The organism is [Clostridium] ultunense DSM 10521 (assembly GCF_000511955.1).
Lineage (GTDB): Bacteria > Bacillota > Clostridia > Tissierellales > Tepidimicrobiaceae > Schnuerera > Schnuerera ultunensis.
This window is the reverse complement of sequence record NZ_AZSU01000003.1, coordinates 773885-796123: the sequence shown is the minus strand read 5'-3', so window position 1 is coordinate 796123 and position 22239 is coordinate 773885. Positions and strand designations below refer to the sequence as shown.

Below are 22239 nucleotides of genomic sequence, written 5' to 3'. Positions count from 1 at the left end.
AATATTTCTAAAAGAATTTTTACCAAGATAGAACATAGATAAAGCAGTAAAAATAATATACACAGGATAACGCATACGTTTAAAATCAGTCTTACCAACTAATTTAGACATGGATGCAGGTAATATATTATTTGGTTTAGGAACAAACATAGAATGATTACATTTTTTATCACAACAACGATAATTAGAGTAATATTTATAATCATGATGAAGAAATGTTGCTTTACCACAAACAGGACAACGAGGGTATTTAGGTTTCTTTTTAGATGTTGGTCTATCAGGAGCAAATTGGTGATTACATTTACGGCAAAGGTACTTTTGATATCCATCTTTATCTTTGCCGTAGCGATAAAAAGATTCTTTATTATTGCATTTTGGACACTGAAGTGGTACAATTTTTTGCATGAGGACTTCATCCTTTCTGGGAGGTATTTGTTTTCTAGCAAAAACATTGTACCACAGAGGATTGAAGTCCTCAATTTTCATTTAAGTTTACAGAGCGCAGTCTGCTTGGAGGAGGAAAAATAATGGAAAAGAGTAAACAAAGTTTTCTATTTTCATCGCCAGTAACGACTATATTTATGATATTTATACTCGTATTATTATTGACCTATATAATACCATCTGGAAAATTTGACAGAGAAGTTGACCCTCAAACAGGAATTGAGGTGGTGGATGGCGATTCATTTCAAAGAATAGAAAAAAATTATTTGGGGATTATGGAAATATTTGGTAGCATTCATCAAGGTTTTTTGGATGCTAGTGATATTATCTATCTTTGTTTTTTTTCTAGTTTTTATATTAGGGTAATTACAGACTCAGGGGCCTTTAGTGGAGCTATTATTGCATTAATTAAAAAGCTAGGAAATAAAAAGAATCTTATTATCCCAATATTTATTATTTTAATCTCTTTAGCAGGATTTTCTTATGGGGAGACTGAGGATATTTATCCCCTTATTCCCCTATTTATAACAACAGCAAACATGGTTGGTTATGATGCAATTGTAGGAATTGCTATTTCTGGCGGGGCAGTTATGATTGGTTTTGCAGCCTCAGCCTTTAATCCATATACCATAGGGGTCGCACAAAATATTGCAGAGCTACCCTTTTGTTCTGGAGCCACGTATCGAATAATTATTTACATAGTGTTTGTTACATTATATATTTTATGGGTTATGCGTTATGCTGAGAGAATTTCTAATGGTATAATGAAAAGCTATGTAGAGGACATATATTTTGATTATACTGAAGAGAATATGGAAGAACGGAATTTTACTTTTCAACAAAAAATTATAATGTTAGGTCTAGTTGTTGTTGTAGGTTTTATGATATATGGTGCTATGGCGCGAGGATGGTACTTCAAAGAAATTTCTGCACTATTTATTATGGGAGGTTTATTTAGCAGTGTTTTTCTTGGATATTCAAGCCAAAAAATAGTACACACAGTAGTGGAGGGTTTTAAGGATATTATTTTAGGAGTAATAGTTATAGGGCTTGCAAGAAGTATTTTAGTCATATTAAGCGAAGGTGTGATTATTGATACCATTATTTACTATTTGTATAATATAATGAAAAACCTTCCCTATCATCTATATCCAGTGGGTATGTTATTTATCCAAACAATTCTTAATTTATTTATACCATCTGGATCTGGCCAAGCTGCTGCAGTTATGCCTATTATGATTCCTTTAGCGGATATGCATAATATTAATCGTCAAGTAGCAGTGCTAGCTTTTCAGATGGGAGACGGTTTTTCCAATTTAATTTGGCCCACAGCGGCTATTTCTGTAATATGCGGGATAGGGAAAATACCCTTAGAAAGATGGTATAAATTTTTCCTTCCATTTTTCTATATTATGATTGTATTTCAATGTATTTTCATTATTGTAGCAAATGTAATAGGCTATGGACCTTTCTAAACAACGATTGTTAGTTGAAATACAAGAAACAATATACAATATATTGCATACAATAAATTGCTTGAACAATATAAAATTGAATATTATATAAAACATCTCTTGGAATACACTAATCAAAGCTTATACTTAGCTAATCTAACTAGCCATGTAATTCAATATTGCATATAATATTCTATTAAGAATAAGTAGTTGACAATTCTTATATATAATATATAATATATAATATATTAAGTGTTATATATTTAAATAAAATGAAGCAAAGAAATGAATCAAAATAGTTGATTATTAATCGCAATTATTTAACTAAACTTAAAAATTAGATGCTCGGATTAGTTTTCTATATCTATCAAAATTAAACAATAAGGAGGAATTATTATGCAAAGACCATATTTAGTTATTGAGTGGAATGACAATTTAACAGATGCAAAAGGATGGCTAGTAGTACACAATTTTGTCAAAGGATATACTGGTGGTGGAACACGTATGCATCCAACAGTTACTAGAGAGGAAGTTGAAAGACTTGCACTTGGGATGGCTTATAAATACACAGCTTGTGAATCAGATACAACAGGAGGATGTAAAGGTGGAATTGTTTATGATTATAGAGCTCCAGATGCTTATGATGTTTTAAGAAGATATTTAATTGCAATGATGCCATATATTAAAGTAGGAGTTTCTCTTGGAGAAGATTTAGGGACAAGATATGATGATGTATTGAAAGTATTTAAGGAATTTGAATTTGAATTGCCTCAAACTAAATCTATGGAAAAAGATCCTGTAGTTCAAAAAGGAATTAAAGATTTTGATGTCATGATGGGAGAAAAAGTAGATGGTATACCCATAAATGATGTTGTTACTGGATACGGGGTAGCGTTTTCTGCTGATGAAGCTTGGAAATTCTTAAAAAGAGAAGAAGGTGCTAAAGTAGTAATTCAAGGCTTTGGAAGTGTCGGAGCTAGCTGTGCCTTAAAACTTAGTCAATTGGGGTATAAAATTGTGGGTATTTCAGATGCCAATTTGTTAGTTACTTGCGGTGAAGGACTAGATGTCCAAAAACTTATAAATCATAAAAATAAACTTGGAGAAATGGATAAAAACCACTTCGAGCCAAATTATGAAATAAGACCTAATTCAGAATGGCTAGATGTAGAATGCGACATATTAATACCAGCAGCTTTGGAAGATGTTATTAATGAAAACAACGTTGATAAAGTTAAAGCTGACCTAATTGTGGAAGGAGCAAATATTCCAATTTCTCCAAAAGCAGATAAAATATTTAGAGAAAGTGACAAAGATATAGTAGTAGACTTTATTGCAAATCTAGGAGCTATTCGATTCTATGATGTAATTGTATTTGGGTTAATAAAACCAGAACCTCACTTAGTAATTGATGATATCGAACATATTTGCAGAAAAAACACGAGAAAATTATTTGAAGAAAGTAAAAAACAAAATAGATATCAAAGAGATGTAGCACTTGAAATATTTGCACCAAAGGTTTTTGATGGACCGGAAATATAAAAAAATTTATTGATTTTAAATAGAATTTATAGATGATTAAGCCAATACTAGTGGTTGTAGTTTTAAGTATTGGCTTTACAAATGTCACTTGATAGGTAATGCCAATTGAAATAATGAAGGAGGCGATATTCTATGTCTAAAGCAAAAACAAACTCAAATAGATGTAAGGGATGCTATTATTGTATCAAGGCGTGTCCAAAAGATGCAATATCAATCATGGCTATAACCAATAAAAAAGGTTATCAACCAATTCATGTAAATGAAGAAAAATGTATAGGTTGTGGTATTTGCTATCAAGTATGTCCAGATTATGTTTTTGAAATAGTGTAAAAGTTTACCGTTATTATATTTTAAATATGTTATATGAGTTGTATGAGAGGAGGTCAAATAATGGAGTATGTATTAATGAAAGGGAATGAAGCATTAGCAGAAGCAGCAATAAGAGCAGGTTGTAGATTTTTTAGCGGGTACCCTATCACACCGCAAAGTGAAATACTAGAATATTTGTCATGGAGGATGGACGAAGTCGAAGGAGAGTTTATACAGACGGAGTCCGAATTAGCTGGAATAAATATGCTACTTGGTGCTTCAGCAGCTGGAGCTAGAGTGATAACTAGCTCATCAGGTCCTGGGTTTAGTTTATTGCAAGAAGGAATATCTTATTTAGTTGCAGCAGATCTTCCAGCTGTAATAGTTGATGTTATGAGATATGGAAATGGGTTAGGGGATATTGGCCAGAGTCAGGGAGATTATTGGCAATTGACTAGAGGTGGAGGTCATGGGGATTATAGAGTTATAGTATTAGCACCTGCCTCCGTTCAAGAAAATGCTGATTTGACTTATCTTGCTTTTGATTTATCGGAAAAATATAGACACCCTGTACTAATTGCATCAGACGCAGCTATCGGACAAATGGTAGAGAAGGTAGTTTTACCTGAAATGCAAGAGCATGATATAGATAAATTCAATTGGTCAATAAAAGGTTGTAAAAAAGGAGAAGAGCAAAGAAAGATTACCAATCTTTTATACTATATGGGAAACTATGATAGTTTCTTGATAGATAAATATAAATCTATGGAAGGCAATGAACAAAGATGGGAGTCAATATATTTAGAAGATGCAGAGGTAGTACTAGTTTCTTATGGAATAAGCTCTAGAGTATGTAAAGAGGCAGTAAAGGTAGCAAGAAAACAAGGAATAAAATTAGGCTTAATAAGGCCTATTACATTATGGCCCTTCCCTATAGAAGCTTTTAAGGAATTATCAGATAAATGTAAAGCACTAATGACAGTAGAAATGAATATTTTAGGACAAATGGTAGATGATGTAGTTTTAGCAGTAAACAATGCTTATCCAGTATATAAATATACTACAGTTAAAGATGTACCTGAAACAGAAATAGTCATTGAAAAAGTTAAAAAAATAATATTGGATGAGGAGGTATAAAAATGAAGATAAAGGCACCGGAATCAATATCTTTTGCTGAAACATCATTTTGCCCTGGATGTGGACATGGTATTGTAGCTCGGTTGATTGGAGAAGTAATGGAAGAAATGGGGCTAACAGAAAAATTATTAACAGTGGTTGATGTTGCATGTGCTTCTCTAAATATTGATACATGGAGATTTGACACTATAATGGCAGCCCATGGAAGGCCAATAGCTACAGCGATTGGTGTAAAAAAAGTTAGAAAAGATAATCCTGTTTTGGCATACCTTGGTGATGGAGCAGCTTATTCGATAGGCATTGCAGAAACTATGTACGGAGCCCTTAGGAACGATAATGTAGTAGCTATTGTTATAAATAATGGAGTTTTTGGAATGACTGGTGGACAGATGGCACCTACCACATTAGAAGGACAAAAAACTTCAACTTCAATTAAAGGAAGAGATATCTCAAAAACGGGAAAACCTTTTGATGTAGTAAAAGTTTTAGGAGATTTAGACGTTGCGTATTTGGCGAGGAGTTCAGTATCCAATGCAACAGATATTAAGAAAACAAAAAAATATATAAGAAAAGCTTTTGAAAAACACATGAATAATGAAGGATATTGTTTAGTAGAAATACTATCGCCTTGTCCTACTAATCTAGGCATGAAACCTGTTAGATGTGCTGAAAGAGTAGATAAAGTGGTTGCAGATTATTATAAAACGGGTGAATATATTGATAAGGAGGGAATACAATAATGGTTGAAATTATATCTGCAGGTTTTGGTGGTCAGGGAGTTTTAACAGCAGGATTAATTTTAGCGAAGATTGCAATAAATAACGGTAAAAATGTTACTTGGATTCCATCCTATGGTTCAGAAATGCGAGGAGGGACAGCTAACTGTAATGTAAAAATAGATGATCAAGAAATTGCAAGTCCATTTGTTAAAAATATAGATGTACTTATTGCTATGAACGCACCTTCTGTAGAAAAATTTGAAAATATGATAAAGCCTGACGGTCTATTAATAGTTAATTCGTCTATGGTAAAAGGTAAGAAATATAGAGATGATATTAGAATAGTTAAGGTACCAGCAAATGATATAGCTAGAGAAGTAAATAATCCAAAAGGATTAAATATTACAGTTTTAGGTGCTTTTGCGAAGGCTACTGGTATCTTTGATAAGGACTCTTTTATAGAAGGTATAGATGGCTTTTTCGCCTCAAAAGGAATAGTGAATCCAGCAAATAGGCTTTGCTTTGAAAAAGGATATGATTTATTAGATAATTAGGAGGAGTATTGAATGAATATATCCAATCTTTTACAACCAAAAAAAATTGCAGTTATAGGAGCGAGTGAAAGAGGAGGCTCCTTTGGAGGAGATACTTGTAGAAATATAATGGATTTTAGTAATCCATCTAAATATTATTTTGTTAATCCTAAAAGAACAGAGATATTTGGACAAAAATGTTATAATTCCACTGATGAAATACCCACTAATTTTGATATGGTAATAATTTGTACACCACAGAGTTCTGTTATTGATATTCTTAAACAATCGAAAGAAAAAGGGTGTAAAGCTGCAGTGGTATATGCTAGCGGTTATTCAGAAACAGGAACTGTAGAAGGTAAAATAGCAGAGAAAGAATTAATTGAAACTTGTATTCAATTGGATATTGCACTTCTTGGGCCTAACTGTGGAGGCTTTATTAATTATATTGATAATGTATATAGTTTTGCATTTATTTCTGAGAAAAGAGATAGAAAAGGAAATGTTGGGCTAATTTCCCAAAGTGGACAATTATGTCTTTCTCTGATGGATAACCCAAAGGGTAAATTTTCTTATGTAATTTCAGCTGGAAATAGCTCTGTAATTACAATGGAAGAATATTTAAATTATTTGGTAGAAGATCAAAACACTAAAGTAGTAGCGGTATATTTGGAAGGTGTTTCTAAGCCGGGAATATTTGTAGAAGCACTAAAAAAGGCAGCTATAAAGAAAAAACCTATTGTTGTTTTAAAAACAGGTAGGTCAGAAAAGGGGTCACAGATTTCAGCTTCTCATACTGGGAGTCTTTCTGGTTCTGATAAGACCTACGATGCTATATTTAAAAAATTTGGTGTCATTAGAGTTAATGATATGGAAGAGCTTTTATCAACTGCTCACCTACTGGCTACAATAAAAGAGTATCCTAAAAAAGCTAGATTAGCATCTATGAATTTATCTGGTGGAGAAACCATAATTACAGCAGATATGGCGTATTCAAAAGGATTAAATTTTCCAGATTTCACCAAAGAAACCTTAAACAAATTAAATCAAATGCTACCTAGCTATGCAACCCCTAATAACCCCTTAGATATGACAGCTACATTATCATATGATAGTAAAAAGTATGCAAAGGCACTAAAAACAGTAATGGATGATCCTAATATAGACATGGTATTAATAGGATATACTTTATTGCTTAATATAGCTGATCCATGTATATATTATATGACCGAAGGTATTGAAAAGGTAGTCAAAGAAGGAAATACTAAGCCTATGGCAATGATTCCTTATATAGAAAATACAAGAAACCCAGAATATACTGAGAGGCTAGAAAAGGCAGGGGTTCCAATCTTACCTCCAGTTGTTTATGCAATGGAAATTTTAAAGAAATTTAGTGATTTTGTTGAATACAATAGCGAGAATCATACATTGGAATTAGCATTGCCAAAAAACACCAGATTAAAAACAAAGAAATTTTTGTCAGAACATGAAAGTAAAACTATGTTAGCAAAGGCTGGAATACCAGTACCAAAAGAGCAAATAGCTAAAACTAAAGAAGAAGCATATGAAATTGCCAAGGAAACAGGATATCCGCTCGTAATGAAGATTGAATCAGCAGATATTCCACACAAATCAGACGTGGGTGGCGTTAAATTAAATATTAAATCTGAAAAAGAGTTAGGACAAGCTTTTGACGAAATAATGAACAATGTAGTTAAAAATGCTCCTGAGGCAAAGATTAATGGAATATTAGTCCAGGAGATGTTATCAAAGGGATTAGAACTTATAGTAGGGGTAAATAATGATCCTATATATGGTCCAATGGTGCTTTGCGGATTGGGAGGGGTGTTTGTAGAGATATTTAAAGATGTTGCATTATATCCAGCACCCCTTAACCATATAGAAGCTATGAATATGATAAAGTCCTTAAAAGCTTATCCACTATTAACTGGGTATCGTAGTAGTGAAGAACTAGATATAGAAGCATTGACAGATTTAATAGTAAAAGTGTCTGATTTTGCAGTGAAGAACAAAGATAAAGTAGTTGAAGTTGACATAAATCCAGTTTTCCTATACGAAAAAGGAAAAAAATTATCTGTAGCTGATGCTTTAATATTAATACAAGAGTAAAATAATATATTTAGAATATAAAAGAGTGTAGAAGATTTTCTTCTACACTCTTTTATATCCTTTAAGATATTGCAATAATAGAGATAGTATAATAAAATTGGCCTAAAGGACAATACTAATTGTGAAAAATATATTTTCGCTGAAATATAAGAGAAAACGAAAAGAGGATAATATGAATAGAAAAATATTAATAATTATACTCATTGGATTGATTTTGATTATACCTGGATGTAGGAATGCCAGAGAAGAAAATAAGTATAATTATCAGCATAAAGATAATGCAATGAAGAAAGAAAGAAAAATAGAACCAACAGAAAAACTTGAAACTAAAAATAATATTCAAGAGAAAATAGATAGTATGACATTAGATGAAAAGATAGGTCAACTGATGATAGTAGGGATAAATGGTTATACAATAGATGACCATACAAAGGAAATTATCGAGAAATTTCATATAGGTGGTTTCACTCTATTCAAATATAATATCTCTGAAGAAAACCAGACTTTAGAACTATTAAATAGTTTAAAAAAGGCTAATTCAACTAACCCAATACCATTATTCTTATCAGTAGATGAAGAAGGAGGAAGGGTATCTAGACTTCCCAACTCATTTTTAAAACTACCAGCAGCTAGAAAAATAGGGGAAATAAATGATAGAGATATCTCCTTCGAATATGGTAAAATAATAGGAAAGAGATTAAAATCTTTGGGATTTAATATGAACTTTGGCCCAGTCTTAGATATAAACTCCAATCCAAAAAATCCAGTAATAGGAGATAGGGCTTTTGGCTCTACAATTGAAACAGTAATAGAAAACGGAATACAGGTAATGAAAGGCACAAGGTCAGAAAATATTATTCCTGTTACAAAACATTTTCCAGGCCATGGAGATACGGATATGGATTCCCATATAGATTTGCCTGTGATAAATAAAGATATTAAGGAACTGGAAGAATTAGAATTAGCACCTTTCATTGAAGGTATTAGACAAGGTGTTGACGGAATAATGGTAGGTCACATACTTTTCCCTGAATTGGACAACAAGTATCCTGCTACCTTATCAAAGGAGATTTTGACAAAATTACTTAGGGAGAAATTATCCTATAAAGGTGTAATAATATCAGATGATATGACTATGGGAACAATAATTAAAAACTATAATATTGAAGAGGCAGCAGTTAAGTTTTTAAAGGCTGGTGGTGACTTACTACTAATATGCCATGGTTATGAAAATCAAATAAAAATTATTAATAGGATAAAGGAAGAAGTTAATAATGGAACCATATCTGAAGAAGAACTAGATGAAAAAATATATAGAATCCTTCAATTGAAAGAAAAATATAAAATAGAAGACAATATAATAGATAAAATTGAAATGAACTTATTAAATTCTAAAACCAAAGAACTATTAAATAAAATTTCTAGATAGGATGGAAAGGGTTGATACTTTGCCATATAAAATTATCATTGATAGAGCTACCGATAGGATTATGTCGATGGCTGAATTGATGGAAGATAATAGTTTTAAAAAGATACCAAAAACTAAGGTAGATTATTTTATTGATGAATCCATTAAAATAGGGATTGAAACAGCATTAAATTTCATGAAAAGATATAATTCTTTAGAAGAAATCTGTGAAGATAAAAAGATTCAAGTGGAAGTAGATACTACCGAATATGATTTTGAGATGGTAAAGCTTAGAGGGAAATACAAAGAAGATAAAGAAAAAATAATATTGTATGAAAAATCTATAAAAAGAATGGAGCAAGCCTATAGCGGATTAGGGATTAAATTTTTAAATTATAACAATATATATAGAATATTATTAGCCCATGAGTTGTTTCATTATATGGAATCTAAGGAGATAGGGAATACCTATGAAAAATTAGATGAGGTGAATGTATTTAGATTAGGACCTATTAAAAAGTCCTACCCTATCATTAAAACTAGTGATATAGGGGCAAATATATTTGCTAAAAAATTCTTAAACCTATCTTTCAACCCTAAAGTACTCAATTATCTATATCTTTGGGGGACAGGCATTGTAGATAAGAATAAATTACTAGATTATTATAATGAACTAGATGAAAGGTTGAAAGTATATTATTTAACCAATATTGAGGGATAATCCCTATTATAGTTAGGAGGAATTAGAATGAAAAAGGTTATAGGAATCGATTTAGGTGGTACTAGCATATATGGTGGACTTATTAATGAAAAGGGAGAAGTACTAAAAAAAGCTAGCCAAGTTACAGGTTCCCAGGGCGGTAGAACTGTTGTTATAAATAAGATAATGGAAGTTATAAAAGAATTAATAGAGGGAGGGAAAGTAGAAGCTATTGGGTTGGGCTCTCCTGGATTCATAGATGTAAAAAAAGGAGAAGTATTAACCATAGGTGGAAATATAAAGGGATGGGCAGGTACTAAGATTAGAGAAGAATTATCAAAAGAATTTAGGGGAATACCCATTTTTGTAGAAAATGATGCTAATGTAGCAGCCGTATGTGAAGAATGGTTAGGGGCAGGAAAAGGATTGGATAGTTTTATTATGTTAACCTTAGGGACTGGAGTTGGAGGAGCTATATTTTCCAAAAAATCTGGAATCTGGTATGGTAAAAACTATCAAGGAGCTGAATTAGGTCATACTATACTATATCCTAATGGTAGATTATGTACCTGTGGACAGAAAGGCTGTGTAGAACAATATATATCGGGAAATGCTGTAGAAAAAACCTATCTAGAGTTGACAGGAGAAAGACTGGAAGGGAAAGATATATTTAAAAACTATGAAACCGACAAGAATTGTAAAAAGGCTATAGATAAGTTTGTTGCTGATTTAGGAACCTATTTAATATCTATAAAAAATATATTTGATCCTGAGGGAATAATAATTGGTGGTGGAGTCATCAACTCTAAAGAATTTTGGTGGGAGAAAGCTATAGATTATTATTATCATAACTGTAATAATCCAAAGGGGACAGAAATTTTACCGGCTAAATACTTGAATGATGCTGGAATGATCGGAGCTGCAAAAGTAGCCTTTGATAATATTTAGGAGGATGAAAATGTCAGATAGAATAGTCTATTTAGGTCCTTATAATAATCCTAAAACCCAGGAATTATTTAACAAAGCTCTACATTATTTAGAATTAGGTAAGGGGAATAGTTTCTATTATATACTACCAAATGGGAATTTATTAGAAAATTATAGGCAAAAAATGATTGAAGAGATAAAAGGCACTTTTAATATCAATCTATTTACCTTTGACGATATAGTAGATAGATTATTAGAGGATAATTTCTATACCTGTATAGATAGAGAGATGAAAGAAGCCCTTATTTCTAAGACACTAAGAGAGTTAAATGAAAAGAACAGATTAAAATATTATAGGAATATATCTACCAAAAAGGGTTTTGTTAAAAGCCTAGTTGAAATTATTGGAGAGATAAAAAGATCTTTAATAACTGCTGAAGAATATCTAAAAAAATGTCCAAAAGAAGCATTTTACTTTGAAATAGGATTGATATATGAGGAATATGAAAATCAGTTGAATAATTATGGTCTAATAGATAGAGAAGAAAGCTTCTTCAAATCCTTATCCCTACTAAAAGGGGATAATAGTTTTTTCGATGATATAGATTTCATAATTATAGACGGTTTTTTTGATTTTAGACCCCAAGAATTAGAACTACTAAAGGAAATAACTAGGACTAGTTGTTCCATTTATATTAATATTCCCTTTAATAGGCCTAGAAATTTTAATACCCTCTTAGAAACTATAGAATATCTTAAGGAATTGGGATTTGAAATAGAAAATGAATCTAAAGGGGAATTGACCTATTATGAAAAGATGGCCAGCTCTCTATTTGATGAATCGGCAAATAAAATGGAACCAAATTCCCATATCCATATGATAAAGGCGGCTAATAGTCATTTGGAATTGAAGAAGATTTCAGAAGAAATAAAAAGATATAATTTAGAGGGAATAGATTTAAGGGATATGGCTATTGTACTTACAAATACAGATGAATATAGGAATAAAATGTTTCAAGTATTTGACGAAGAAAAGATTCCCTGTTCATTGAATAAGGATATAAAATTAATTGAAATACCATTAATAAAGGAATTAATATATGTTTTACAAATAAAGGAAGATTCTAAAAAGGCTATTATTAACAGAATAAAAAGCAATTATTTTAATCTTTCTAATATGGGTGAAAGGGAAGCTTTAGAATATGCTTTAAGGAAACTAAGATTTAGATCTATTGAGGATTTGATACATAGGAGTAGGTCAGATTTTTCAGCATATGTACCTAATTTACAATCAATACTATTAATAATAGAAGAGGAAATGGAATCTATTCCATCAGAAGCTACAATAAGGGAATATATATCATTTATTATGAAATTTTTAGATAAATATCATATAGAAGAAAAGATATTAGATATCTATAACCTTACGGGAGACTTTAATCTATTCCTTAGAGATATTTCAGCCTTTAATAAGTTAAAGGAAATTTTAGATACCATTATTATTGTTTCAAAGATAATACAGGATAAAATACCTTTGGAAGAATTTTTAACCTTATTGGAAAACTACCTTGAGAGGGAAAGCATAAAGGAAGTCCAAGGTAATCCTAGGGGTATCAATATCTTCTCTCCTGTAACTGCCAGAGGACAGAAATTCCAGGTATTATTCCTTGTAGGCCTTTCTCAAGGGAAGTATCCCAATATAGTTGAAAACAATTTCTTTTTTAAAGAGGATAATTATAAAGAATTAAAGGATATAGGAATAGATGTGAAAAATTACTATGAGAGGTTGGATAAAGAATCCATAATATTTACTACCCTTATTGCTGCTTGTACTCATACTCTATACCTATCCTATTCAGAAAATGCTACTGAAGATGAGAAGGATATACCTTCCTTATTCCTAGATGAAGTATTGAATAGTATAGATGGAGAAACAATTGAGGAAAAAGTAAATCTAGCAACAGTTGATATGGACTATATCATTAAAAGGGATATAAACCAATTGACTACTAAGAGAGAATTATCCCAGTATTTACTTGGAAATTATTATGAAGGAGAATATGGGGAAGAACTATTCTTTATGTATAATCATATAGACGAAAATACCTTTAAGGAAGTAAATAATAGGATTTTATGTGAAGTAGAAAGAAATAGGGATGAATTTAATCAATATTGTGGAAATATTGGTGATGAAAATATAATAGAAGATATTAAGAATATCCATAAGGATAAAATATACTCTATTAGCTATCTAGAATCCTATGGAAAATGTCCCTATTATTTCTTATTGAATAATGTATTAAATGTGGAAGAAATGGAGAGGGAATTTCAGGATTTTACTCCTCTAGATAGAGGGGTTATTAATCATGAGGTTTTAAAGGAATATTATTATAATTATAGGGAAGAAATCCAAGCCCATATAGAGGGAAAAAATATATTTAATGTAGATGAAACCAATGATTATATAATTGAAAAAGTAGAAAAGAAGATGGAATCCCTAGGAATAGATTTAGATCCTAAACTTTGGCAGTTAAGGATAGAAAACAATGTTAATAGGATATTAGAATTTATTAAATCCGATATAGATAGATTAACTAAATTGAAGAAAAAAATAGCACCTATGGATTTTGAAATCCAATTTGGAAGAAAAGAACCCTTTGAAATAGAGGTAGATGGCTTAAAGGTTCCATTTACTGGTGCTATAGATAGAATGGACAAGTATATTGATGAAGATAAATATATAATAATAGATTATAAAAATAGCGATTACAATAATAGGAATATTGACCATATGAAAGCTGGATTATCATTACAATTACCCCTATATATACTATCCCAAAAAGATAAACCAATAATAGGCGCCCTATATGGAATTATATCCACTGGAGAGTTTCAATTAAAGATAGGCAATGTGGAAGAAAAAGACCTAGTAAGTAAGAGGAACAAAGGTGCTATTACTGAAGAAGAATTAGAAGAATTATTAGATACAACAAAAGAATTTATTAAATCCTATATAGAATCCATCCACCAGGGAGACTTTTCAGTAAACCCAATGGAATGCTCACCCTATTGTATATATAAGGACATATGTAGATATAAAGAGGAGCGATTGATATGCCCATTAGAGTAAAAGATGTATTAAAATTAGATGGATTTAAACATGCAAGAATAGTTGCAGGTGAAGGGGGACTTTCTAATATTGTGAACAATGCCAATTTGATGGAAGTACCTGATATTTTTCCTTATGTAGATGCCCATAATTTGCTAATTACCACCCTTTATCCAATATATAACGATGAGACAGCTACCGACCAATTGATTCCAAGATTATCAGAGTTAAATCTTGCTGGCATATGTATAAAACCTGTTAGATATATTGAAGAAATTAAACCAATAATGATAGAACAAGCCAACGATTTGGATTTCCCAATCATAGAACTACCCCAGGGTTCCAATCTATCGGATTTGGTAGCAGAAATTCTAGCCCTATCCTTAAAGAACCATATAGATATGCTTCAATTTAGAAACCAAGTGCACCAGAATTTCATGGAACTCTTTTTAAAAGGAGAGGAAATTGATTCATTGGTCAATAGTCTGTCTAAAATAGTACAATTTCCTACAATTTTATTGGATAACGATTTTAATATTACTCATATGTCTAAGGATTTGGATGGCCAGAATCCTTCTATAATTTTAAACCCTAATAATCAAAACAGTAACAGCTTTAAAATAGAGACAAAGGATGCAATATATGATGAAGATACCTATGTAAAACATCATATTAATGCCGGGAAAACAAGGTTTGGATATATTGTACTATTAAAAGGAAAGGACGAAAACCCAAATTTAAAAATTGCCATTGAGCAAGCATCATTATTGATAGCCTCTGTATTTTATAAAAATAACGCTGTACTGGAGAAGGAAAAAGGTTTTCAGGATGTTTTTATCAGGGATGTTTTGCAGGGTAAGATATATTCTCCCATAGAGATGATTAATAAGGCCAAAACATTCGGCTGGAATATGGAATTTCCAATGTCAATAATGACAATAAAACTACTAATGGAGGATAATAGTAAAAAAAGGGCGCTAATTGAGGAAATCCTAGATTCACGATTTATTGAAAAAATATTAGAAGATAGGCTAATCATAAATAGCAATAAAATAAAGGTTGTATATATAGATGATTCAATTGTAATATTTATAAATGTTATTTTTATGAAAAATATTAAGGATAATTGTATTGAGGTTGGAAATGTAATAGCTAATAGATTAAAAGGAAAATCTAAAGTAGGAATTGGAATATCTAATATTATAGATAATGTTAATAGATTTTCCCAAGCCTATAAGGAGGCGCAAAGCTGCGTAGTTGCGGGGACTGTTTTATACAATGATTCTTTTGTTAACCATTATAGTGATTTTGAGATATTTGATATTATTAAGGAAGTAAAGGATATGGATATTTTAAATAAGTATGTAGACAGCAAATTAGGCAAGATTATAGAACACGATAAGACCAATGATATGAAATTAATGGAGACCCTTAGAGTTTTAATTGAAAATAATTTCAATATAAAAAAATCGGCAGAATCCTTATTCATACATTATAATACCTTAAGATATAGAATAGATAGGATAACGGAATTAGGCATTAAAATTGATAATGGGTTTGACATAGGCGAATTAGTCTTAGCATATAATATTTATTTATGGATTGCATCCCAATAGAGGTAATCAAACTAAGGATTATTGTAAAGTAGATGATATCTTTAATTAATCTATAGCATTGGATGTTCTATACAGCAGCTATATATAATAAAATAGGTATCGTTGTCAACTACTGACAACGATACCTATTTTATTTGGCTATGGGTTATGATGATTATAAAAAATGGACATGCTATAATTTATATAAACATAAGATTTATAAGGTTTTATGTGGAAACAAGCTTCTAGATTGTTAAAAATAAAATAAACCAAATCAAATGGAGGAGGAAAAAAGATGAATGTAAAAGTATATAAAATTCCTATGTCAGGTCCAGATGATATGTCAAGTTTAGAAGAACTAATTAATACCAATGAGATTAATCCAGAAGAGATTATTGCAATCTTAGGCAAAACTGAAGGCAATGGATGTGTAAATGACTTTACAAGAGGATTTTGCACTGCATCTTTCAGAAGTTTTCTATCAAAAAAGCTAGGTAAAACCGAGAAAGAGATAGAAGAAAAGGTCGCATTTGTAATGTCAGGTGGAACCGAGGGCGTAATGACGCCCCATGCAACCATTTTCACAAAAACAGAAACAGAAGATATAACTAAAGAGGAAAAATCTTTAGCGGTAAGTGTAGGATTTACCAGAGATTTTTTACCTGAGGAGATGGGAACCTTAACAATGGTCAATGAAGTAAAAGAGGTAGTCCTAGAATTAATCGAAAAAGCAGGAATTGAAGATAAAGAAGACGTTCATTTTGTGCAAATAAAATGTCCTTTATTGACTTCCGATAGGATACAGGAAGCAAAATCAAGGGGAAAATCCGTAATTGTTGAGGACACCTATGAATCCATGGGATATACAAGGGGCGCTTCCGCATTAGGTGTGGCTATAGCCTTGGGTGAAATAGATGAAAATAAAGTGACAGAAGATGCTATATTAAAAGATTGGTCACTGTATTCAGAAGTAGCATCAACATCTGCAGGAGTAGAACTATTAAACTGTGAAATTATATTGATGGGGAACTCTAGAAAATCCATCAGTAAATATAGAATTGGACATAGCGTAATGGAAGATGCCATCGACCTAGAAGGAATTATAAAAGCCATGACAAATAGTGGATTGAAAATTGACAAATTGCCCACAGAGGAAGATAAAAAAAGAATAGTAAATGTCCTTGCGAAGGCAGAAGCTTCCCCAGATGGACATGTAAGGGGCAGGAGAAACACTATGCTAACAGATTCAGATATAAATCATACTCGTCATGCTAGGGCGGTGGTCAATGGTGTAATAGCTTCAATTGTAGGAGATCCCATGGTCTATGTTTCAGGAGGCGCGGAACATCAAGGTCCCGCTGGTGGTGGACCTGTAGCCGTTATAATTGAAAAATAAAAAAGGAATTGGAGTGACAAAATGAATTATATTTTGAGAAATGGATACTTTCCTTTTACCAATGAAATAACAGATATATATATTAAAGAGGGAATAGTGCAAAATATTGGGGAGGGTTTCGAAAAAAACAATCCCCAAGCTAAACTAATTGATTTAGAGGGCAGAATTTTGATGGATGGATTTGTGGATAGTCATATGCACCTTGATAAAGCGTTGATTGGGGAAAGAATAATAAACAAAAGTGGTACTCTCAATGAAGCTATCAAAATAATGAGTAAATATAAATCTCAAATGACAAAAGAGGACATAAAGGAAAGAGCAGAAAAGGTTTTGGAGATGGCATTCCAAAAGGGGACAAGATTTATTAGAACCCATATAGATGTTGATGAAACAATAGGCATAAAATCAGTTGAAGTTTTACTGGAGCTAAAAGAAAAATATAAGGATATGATTAATATCCAGATAGTTGCATTTCCTCAGGAAGGGATAGTAGGAAACAGAAAATCCTATAATTATTTAGAAGAAGCCCTTAAGCTTGGTGCAGATTTGGTGGGAGGGATACCTGCTACAGAAGATGAACCTATAAAACATATTAAAATGATATTTGAACTTGGTATGAAATACGATGTAGATATTGATATGCACATAGATGAAACAGATGATGCTAAATCTTTAACTATTAGGGATTTAGCGAATATAACCATAGCAAATGGTTATATAGGTAGAGTCACAGCTGGTCATTGTTGTAGCCTATCTGCAAATGATAAAAACACCATTAGACCGGTGATTGATTTGGTTAAAAAGGCTAAGATAAATATAATTGCCCTACCTTCTACCAACTTATATTTGCAGGGCCGAGGGGATGAATTTAATATAAGAAGGGGTATAGCACCTGTAAAACTTTTATTAGATAATGGGATACCGGTAATGATAGGTTCTGATAATATTAGGGACCCTTTCAACTCATTTGGAAACGGCAACCTTTTAGAAGAATTATTGATAGCAGCCCATGGGACACAGATGGGCGGGGAAGATGATTTAAATAAACTATTTGATACGGTATCAATAGTCCCAGGGAAGATTTTAGGGTTTGGTTTTGGAATTAAGGAAAAAGATAAGGCAAAATTCATAGTATTGGATGCAAGAACCAAAATGGATTCAATAATTGGACAGGTCAATATCTTTGGATACTTTAAAAACAATATGTTTGAAATCAATATATAAAACAATTGAGGAGGAATTTATATGAGCCTTTTAATAAATATAATACCGTTAGTTGTAATACTAGCACTTCTATTTAAAAGACAACATATGCTTTTTGCTGGGTTGGTAGGAGGAATCCTAGCAATATTGATTGGAAAGATAGGGCTGCCTCAAGCATCCCAAATGTTCGTTGGCGGCATAGGCAATATGCTGGGGATTACTGTTCCAATAATATATGCAGCCTCGGCGGCAATGGTTTCACAGGCTGGGAGTATTGAATCCTTAGTGGAGCTTTCTAGAAGAAGTTTAAAAGGGAAAATTAGCATATTAGCAGGAATAATAGTTTTAATTCAAGGATTTGCCACCTATATGGCAGGGATGGGAGCCGGAAACACAATGGTTACTGCGCCCTTAGCAGCTGCAGCCGTAGGAGCGGTTCCGGAGGTTATTGCAGCTATGGCTCTTGTTTCGGCAGTAGGTTTTACAACATCACCAGCATCAACTGAAACCGTTTTAGCAGCGGAAAGCGCTGGTAGAGATGTAATAGCACACGCTGCAGCAATGAGACCCTATACCATAGCCTTTTATTTATTGGCAGCTGGATTGGCTATCTATGGAGTACAAAAAAGAGGTTCATTAGTTAAAGGAGGAGCAGACATAGAAAACAAAGATGATGGCAGAAGCAATGGTGCATTATTAAAACAATCCATACCAGCCATAGCCTTGCTAATTATGGTAGTGGCCGGTGGAGGGCTGAATTCATTAATTGGAATAGATCTATTTACACCTGCAACTGCGGTTATATTTACAGCCATATTGACTGTCCTTTTAACACCTTTAAATATAAACGAAACTTGTGAATCATTAATTGAAGGTTCAAGGTTTATTCTTACAACCTTATTTGCAGTAGGTATGTTTTTGGCTTTTATCAATATGATTAGTGAATTGGGAACTTTTGAACAGATAGCAGCCCTAGCAAGCAATGTACCTGAAGGAATAATATTGCCTGTTGCAATGATTATTGCATTTTTAATAGCTATTCCATCTGGAGCCTTTGCTGCTGGTGTATTAACCTTGATACTTCCAACCTTATCAGCTCTTGGTCTACCCTCGGAAGCAATGGGTTTTGTTGCTATAGCAACAGGTTTAGGAACCCAAATAAGCCCAGTTCAAATAAATGTGGCTGCCCTATCGAAGGGTTTTGAAATTGATATTATGGAAGTTGTAAAAAAGAATCTAATGTATATTCTAGGGGCTCTGGCCTTATTGATTATTGTTGCAATCATAGTTATATAAAAATTATGGAAGGGATTATTGATTATTGTCTTTAATCCCTTCCGTAAAGACAGGAGAGATATTATGGGAGAGAAAAAGACAGATATTGACATAATTTACGGGGTTGAAGATAGGCCTGGGTTATCAAAGGCTATACCTTTAGCATTCCAACATATATTGGCCATGTTTGCGGGCAATATAACTGTGCCACTTTTAGTATCGGGTTTACTAGGTTTATCTGCTAGTGAAACCACATTTTTAATACAATGTGCCCTATTTATGGCGGGGATTGCCACCTTTATGCAGATAGCCAAATATAAGGGAATAGGGTCGGGACTGCCTATAGTAATGGGGACTAGCAACGCTTTTATATCAACAGTTTTGGCAATTGCTAAGGATTTTGGTATAGAAGGAGTTTTGGGCGCAAGTTTCATTGGAGGATTGTTTGAAATTTTATTGGGGAAAAACCATTCAAAACTGAAAAAGATATTCACTCCTTTGGTATCAGGAATTGTTGTACTGACAATAGGAATAACCCTTATACCTGTTGGAATTAAACAAGCTGCTGGTGGAGGTTCAAATATGGGTGATTTAAAGAGCCTATTAATAGCAACTATAGTCCTAATAACAATAATTATATTAAACCAAAACAAAAACAAATTTTTAAGGTCATCCTCAATATTGTTGGGGATAATTGTAGGATATATTGTATCGTTTTTCTTTAATATGCTCGATGCAACGCCAGTATTAGAAGCATCTTGGTTTTCATTGCCTAAACCATTTGTATATAAATGGACATTTCATCCTACTGCTATTATTGCTATGTTGTTTATGTATGTGGCTACGGCAATAGAAACCATAGGCGATATATCGGCTATTACTATTGGGGCAGAAGGTAGGGAGGCTACTGATAAGGAAATGAGCGGTGGGGTAATTGCAGATGGGCTAGGAAGCAGTGTAGCCGCAATATTTAATGCATTTCCCAACACTTCCTACACTCAGAATATAGGTGTTATTAGCTTGACAGGTGTATTTAGCAGGCATGTAGTAAAGATAGGGGCAATCATTTTAATAATATTATCCCTATTCCCTAAATTTGGTTCTTTAATCGCTATAATACCAGAGCCAGTATTAGGTGGAGCAGCAATAGCAATGTTTTCCATAATAGCCGTATCCGGTTTATCCTTATTAAGAAAAATAAAATTAAATAGTAGAAATACCCTTATAATTGCCGTAGCTGTAGGTTTAGGCGTTGGATTAAGCATAGTACCAGAAGCCACACAAAATTTACCTAGAGAATTGCAATTATTTTTAACCTCAGGGGTGGGTCCGTCGGCCATGGTTTCAATAATTCTAGATTTGCTTTTACCAGATGAAGAACAGAAGATGAATCCATAAGAAGGGACAGCATATGAAATGGGATAAATATATATTTACTGAATTTGCTGCCATTAGCTATGGCAAGGATTTTATGGAACTGTTTAATCAAATGGAAGATTTGAAAATAATTGGTGAAATTCATAGCATATATAGAAATGTCATAAATTTCAAGGATGATAAAGGTATTATATATGCAATATCCTCTGAAAATATAGGCAATAGTCCCTTCACCCTAAGAGTAAATACAAAAGATATTGATTTTAGAACCTTTGGTTTCAAAAAAGGAGATGCAATTTTTAAATCGAATAATAGATTGAACCTACAAGGTATATTGAATATAAAATTGGGTCTCGATAGTTGTCTATGGATGCCCAAAGTGAAAAAAAAGGCTATTCTGAACAAGGCGGCAATAGCCCAAAATATAAAATGTTTCAATAAATTTATATTGGAAAAGGGTTCAGTTGGCGGATGCAGGTATTATTATTTAAAAAACTATCTAAATATTAATAACTATAGACCGGGAATAGTGGAGATAGAATTGGCTAAAAGGATAGACTGTTTTATAGATGCAATAAATAATAACTATATGAACAAAGAACAAATAAATCCTCTAATAGGATTTGGTATAGGACTGACTCCATCGGGGGATGATTTTCTAGTTGGATTTATATCTGTATTAAATATAGTTATAACCAATTATTCATATAGAATAAAAAAGAAATTAATAAACTTAGTTGATATAGATAAAATTTCGACCACAGATGTTAGCAGACAAACGCTTTACGCTGCTATTAAAGGTAGGACTGAAGAGCATATTCTTAACGTCATAGATTCATTTTTGGGAGAAGATAAAAAGCGGTTAAAGTTTTCATTTAAAAAACTATTTGAAATTGGTTCTTCTTCTGGTACGGATTTGGCTGTTGGAATAGTCGTAGCCTTTATTTTACTAATAAATAATTTTAACATGGAGGAATAAAA

18 protein-coding genes are annotated in these 22239 nt (G+C 32.3%); 17 read left to right on the top strand and 1 reads right to left on the bottom strand.

Translation table 11 applies throughout. The features are described from left to right. Positions 1-405: IS1/IS1595 family N-terminal zinc-binding domain-containing protein (locus CUL_RS0111115; RefSeq protein WP_025641755.1), on the bottom strand; the 405-nt coding region annotated here is incomplete at its 3' end. 122 nt (positions 406-527) lie between these two features. Between CUL_RS0111115 and CUL_RS0111110 the strand changes: the two genes are divergently transcribed. The 17 genes from CUL_RS0111110 (at position 528) to CUL_RS18065 (ending at position 22237) form a co-directional block, all read left to right on the top strand. Further along, positions 528-1919: a YfcC family protein gene (locus CUL_RS0111110; protein WP_025641753.1), complete on the top strand. Its 1392-nt coding sequence runs from the start codon at positions 528-530 to the stop codon at positions 1917-1919. Between the two features lie 375 nt (positions 1920-2294). Continuing rightward, positions 2295-3440: a Glu/Leu/Phe/Val family dehydrogenase gene (locus CUL_RS0111105; RefSeq protein WP_025641752.1), complete on the top strand. Its 1146-nt coding sequence runs from the start codon at positions 2295-2297 to the stop codon at positions 3438-3440. A gap of 132 nt (positions 3441-3572) precedes the next feature. After that, the gene (locus CUL_RS0111100) at positions 3573-3770 is read left to right on the top strand and encodes a 4Fe-4S binding protein (protein WP_025641751.1); all 198 of its coding nucleotides are present in this window, start codon (positions 3573-3575) and stop codon (positions 3768-3770) included. A 60-nt stretch (positions 3771-3830) separates the two neighbouring features. Beyond that, positions 3831-4886 (top strand): 3-methyl-2-oxobutanoate dehydrogenase subunit VorB, encoded by a 1056-nt coding sequence (gene vorB / locus CUL_RS0111095; RefSeq protein WP_025641750.1) that lies wholly within the window; start codon positions 3831-3833, stop codon positions 4884-4886. A 2-nt stretch (positions 4887-4888) separates the two neighbouring features. Continuing rightward, entirely contained in the window at positions 4889-5626 is a 738-nt protein-coding gene (locus tag CUL_RS0111090) for a thiamine pyrophosphate-dependent enzyme (RefSeq protein ID WP_025641749.1), read from the top strand. Then, a complete protein-coding gene (locus tag CUL_RS0111085; protein ID WP_025641748.1) occupies positions 5626-6159 on the top strand; it encodes a 2-oxoacid:ferredoxin oxidoreductase subunit gamma family protein in 534 nt (177 codons plus the stop codon). Before CUL_RS0111090 ends, CUL_RS0111085 begins: the two co-directional genes overlap by 1 nt. Before the next feature lie 12 nt (positions 6160-6171). Beyond that, positions 6172-8268, top strand: a complete 2097-nt coding sequence (locus CUL_RS0111080) for an acetate--CoA ligase family protein (RefSeq protein ID WP_025641747.1) — start codon at positions 6172-6174, stop codon at positions 8266-8268. A gap of 172 nt (positions 8269-8440) precedes the next feature. After that, the gene (gene nagZ / locus CUL_RS0111075; RefSeq protein WP_025641746.1) at positions 8441-9697 is read left to right on the top strand and encodes a beta-N-acetylhexosaminidase; all 1257 of its coding nucleotides are present in this window, start codon (positions 8441-8443) and stop codon (positions 9695-9697) included. A gap of 19 nt (positions 9698-9716) precedes the next feature. Beyond that, entirely contained in the window at positions 9717-10397 is a 681-nt protein-coding gene (locus tag CUL_RS0111070; RefSeq protein WP_157752651.1) for a hypothetical protein, read from the top strand. Between the two features lie 27 nt (positions 10398-10424). Next, entirely contained in the window at positions 10425-11324 is a 900-nt protein-coding gene (locus tag CUL_RS0111065) for an ROK family protein (protein WP_025641743.1), read from the top strand. Positions 11325-11334: 10 nt separating this feature from the next. Beyond that, positions 11335-14433: a PD-(D/E)XK nuclease family protein gene (locus CUL_RS0111060; RefSeq protein ID WP_025641742.1), complete on the top strand. Its 3099-nt coding sequence runs from the start codon at positions 11335-11337 to the stop codon at positions 14431-14433. Continuing rightward, a complete protein-coding gene (locus tag CUL_RS0111055; RefSeq protein WP_005588860.1) occupies positions 14418-16028 on the top strand; it encodes a PucR family transcriptional regulator in 1611 nt (536 codons plus the stop codon). The genes CUL_RS0111060 and CUL_RS0111055 overlap by 16 nt, the downstream gene beginning before the upstream one ends. Positions 16029-16302: 274 nt before the next feature. Beyond that, entirely contained in the window at positions 16303-17403 is a 1101-nt protein-coding gene (atzD, locus tag CUL_RS0111050) for a cyanuric acid amidohydrolase (protein WP_005588858.1), read from the top strand. A gap of 21 nt (positions 17404-17424) precedes the next feature. Beyond that, positions 17425-18627: an amidohydrolase family protein gene (locus CUL_RS0111045; protein ID WP_025641740.1), complete on the top strand. Its 1203-nt coding sequence runs from the start codon at positions 17425-17427 to the stop codon at positions 18625-18627. A 21-nt stretch (positions 18628-18648) separates the two neighbouring features. Then, the gene (locus CUL_RS0111040) at positions 18649-19902 is read left to right on the top strand and encodes a hypothetical protein (RefSeq protein ID WP_005588855.1); all 1254 of its coding nucleotides are present in this window, start codon (positions 18649-18651) and stop codon (positions 19900-19902) included. Between the two features lie 63 nt (positions 19903-19965). After that, positions 19966-21279 carry a uracil-xanthine permease family protein gene (locus CUL_RS0111035; RefSeq protein ID WP_005588854.1) on the top strand — a complete coding sequence of 438 codons (1314 nt, stop codon included), beginning with the start codon at positions 19966-19968 and terminating at the stop codon, positions 21277-21279. A gap of 13 nt (positions 21280-21292) precedes the next feature. Continuing rightward, positions 21293-22237 carry an oxamate carbamoyltransferase subunit AllH family protein gene (locus CUL_RS18065; RefSeq protein ID WP_005588853.1) on the top strand — a complete coding sequence of 315 codons (945 nt, stop codon included), beginning with the start codon at positions 21293-21295 and terminating at the stop codon, positions 22235-22237. Positions 22238-22239 lie beyond the last annotated feature (2 nt).

Excerpts from the sequence above, each read along its gene's own strand:
- CUL_RS0111105 (WP_025641752.1), top strand. The coding sequence starts at position 2,295 with ATGCAAAGACCATATTTAGTTATTGAGTGGAATGACAATTTAACAGAT.
- vorB (WP_025641750.1), top strand. The coding sequence starts at position 3,831 with ATGGAGTATGTATTAATGAAAGGGAATGAAGCATTAGCAGAAGCAGCA.
- CUL_RS0111035 (WP_005588854.1), top strand. The coding sequence starts at position 19,966 with ATGGGAGAGAAAAAGACAGATATTGACATAATTTACGGGGTTGAAGAT.
- atzD (WP_005588858.1), top strand. The coding sequence starts at position 16,303 with ATGAATGTAAAAGTATATAAAATTCCTATGTCAGGTCCAGATGATATG.
- CUL_RS0111080 (WP_025641747.1), top strand. The coding sequence starts at position 6,172 with ATGAATATATCCAATCTTTTACAACCAAAAAAAATTGCAGTTATAGGA.
- CUL_RS0111040 (WP_005588855.1), top strand. The coding sequence starts at position 18,649 with ATGAGCCTTTTAATAAATATAATACCGTTAGTTGTAATACTAGCACTT.
- CUL_RS0111060 (WP_025641742.1), top strand. The coding sequence starts at position 11,335 with ATGTCAGATAGAATAGTCTATTTAGGTCCTTATAATAATCCTAAAACC.
- CUL_RS0111065 (WP_025641743.1), top strand. The coding sequence starts at position 10,425 with ATGAAAAAGGTTATAGGAATCGATTTAGGTGGTACTAGCATATATGGT.
- CUL_RS0111090 (WP_025641749.1), top strand. The coding sequence starts at position 4,889 with ATGAAGATAAAGGCACCGGAATCAATATCTTTTGCTGAAACATCATTT.
- CUL_RS0111045 (WP_025641740.1), top strand. The coding sequence starts at position 17,425 with ATGAATTATATTTTGAGAAATGGATACTTTCCTTTTACCAATGAAATA.
- CUL_RS0111100 (WP_025641751.1), top strand. The coding sequence starts at position 3,573 with ATGTCTAAAGCAAAAACAAACTCAAATAGATGTAAGGGATGCTATTAT.
- CUL_RS18065 (WP_005588853.1), top strand. The coding sequence starts at position 21,293 with ATGAAATGGGATAAATATATATTTACTGAATTTGCTGCCATTAGCTAT.
- CUL_RS0111085 (WP_025641748.1), top strand. The coding sequence starts at position 5,626 with ATGGTTGAAATTATATCTGCAGGTTTTGGTGGTCAGGGAGTTTTAACA.
- CUL_RS0111110 (WP_025641753.1), top strand. The coding sequence starts at position 528 with ATGGAAAAGAGTAAACAAAGTTTTCTATTTTCATCGCCAGTAACGACT.
- nagZ (WP_025641746.1), top strand. The coding sequence starts at position 8,441 with ATGAATAGAAAAATATTAATAATTATACTCATTGGATTGATTTTGATT.
- CUL_RS0111055 (WP_005588860.1), top strand. The coding sequence starts at position 14,418 with ATGCCCATTAGAGTAAAAGATGTATTAAAATTAGATGGATTTAAACAT.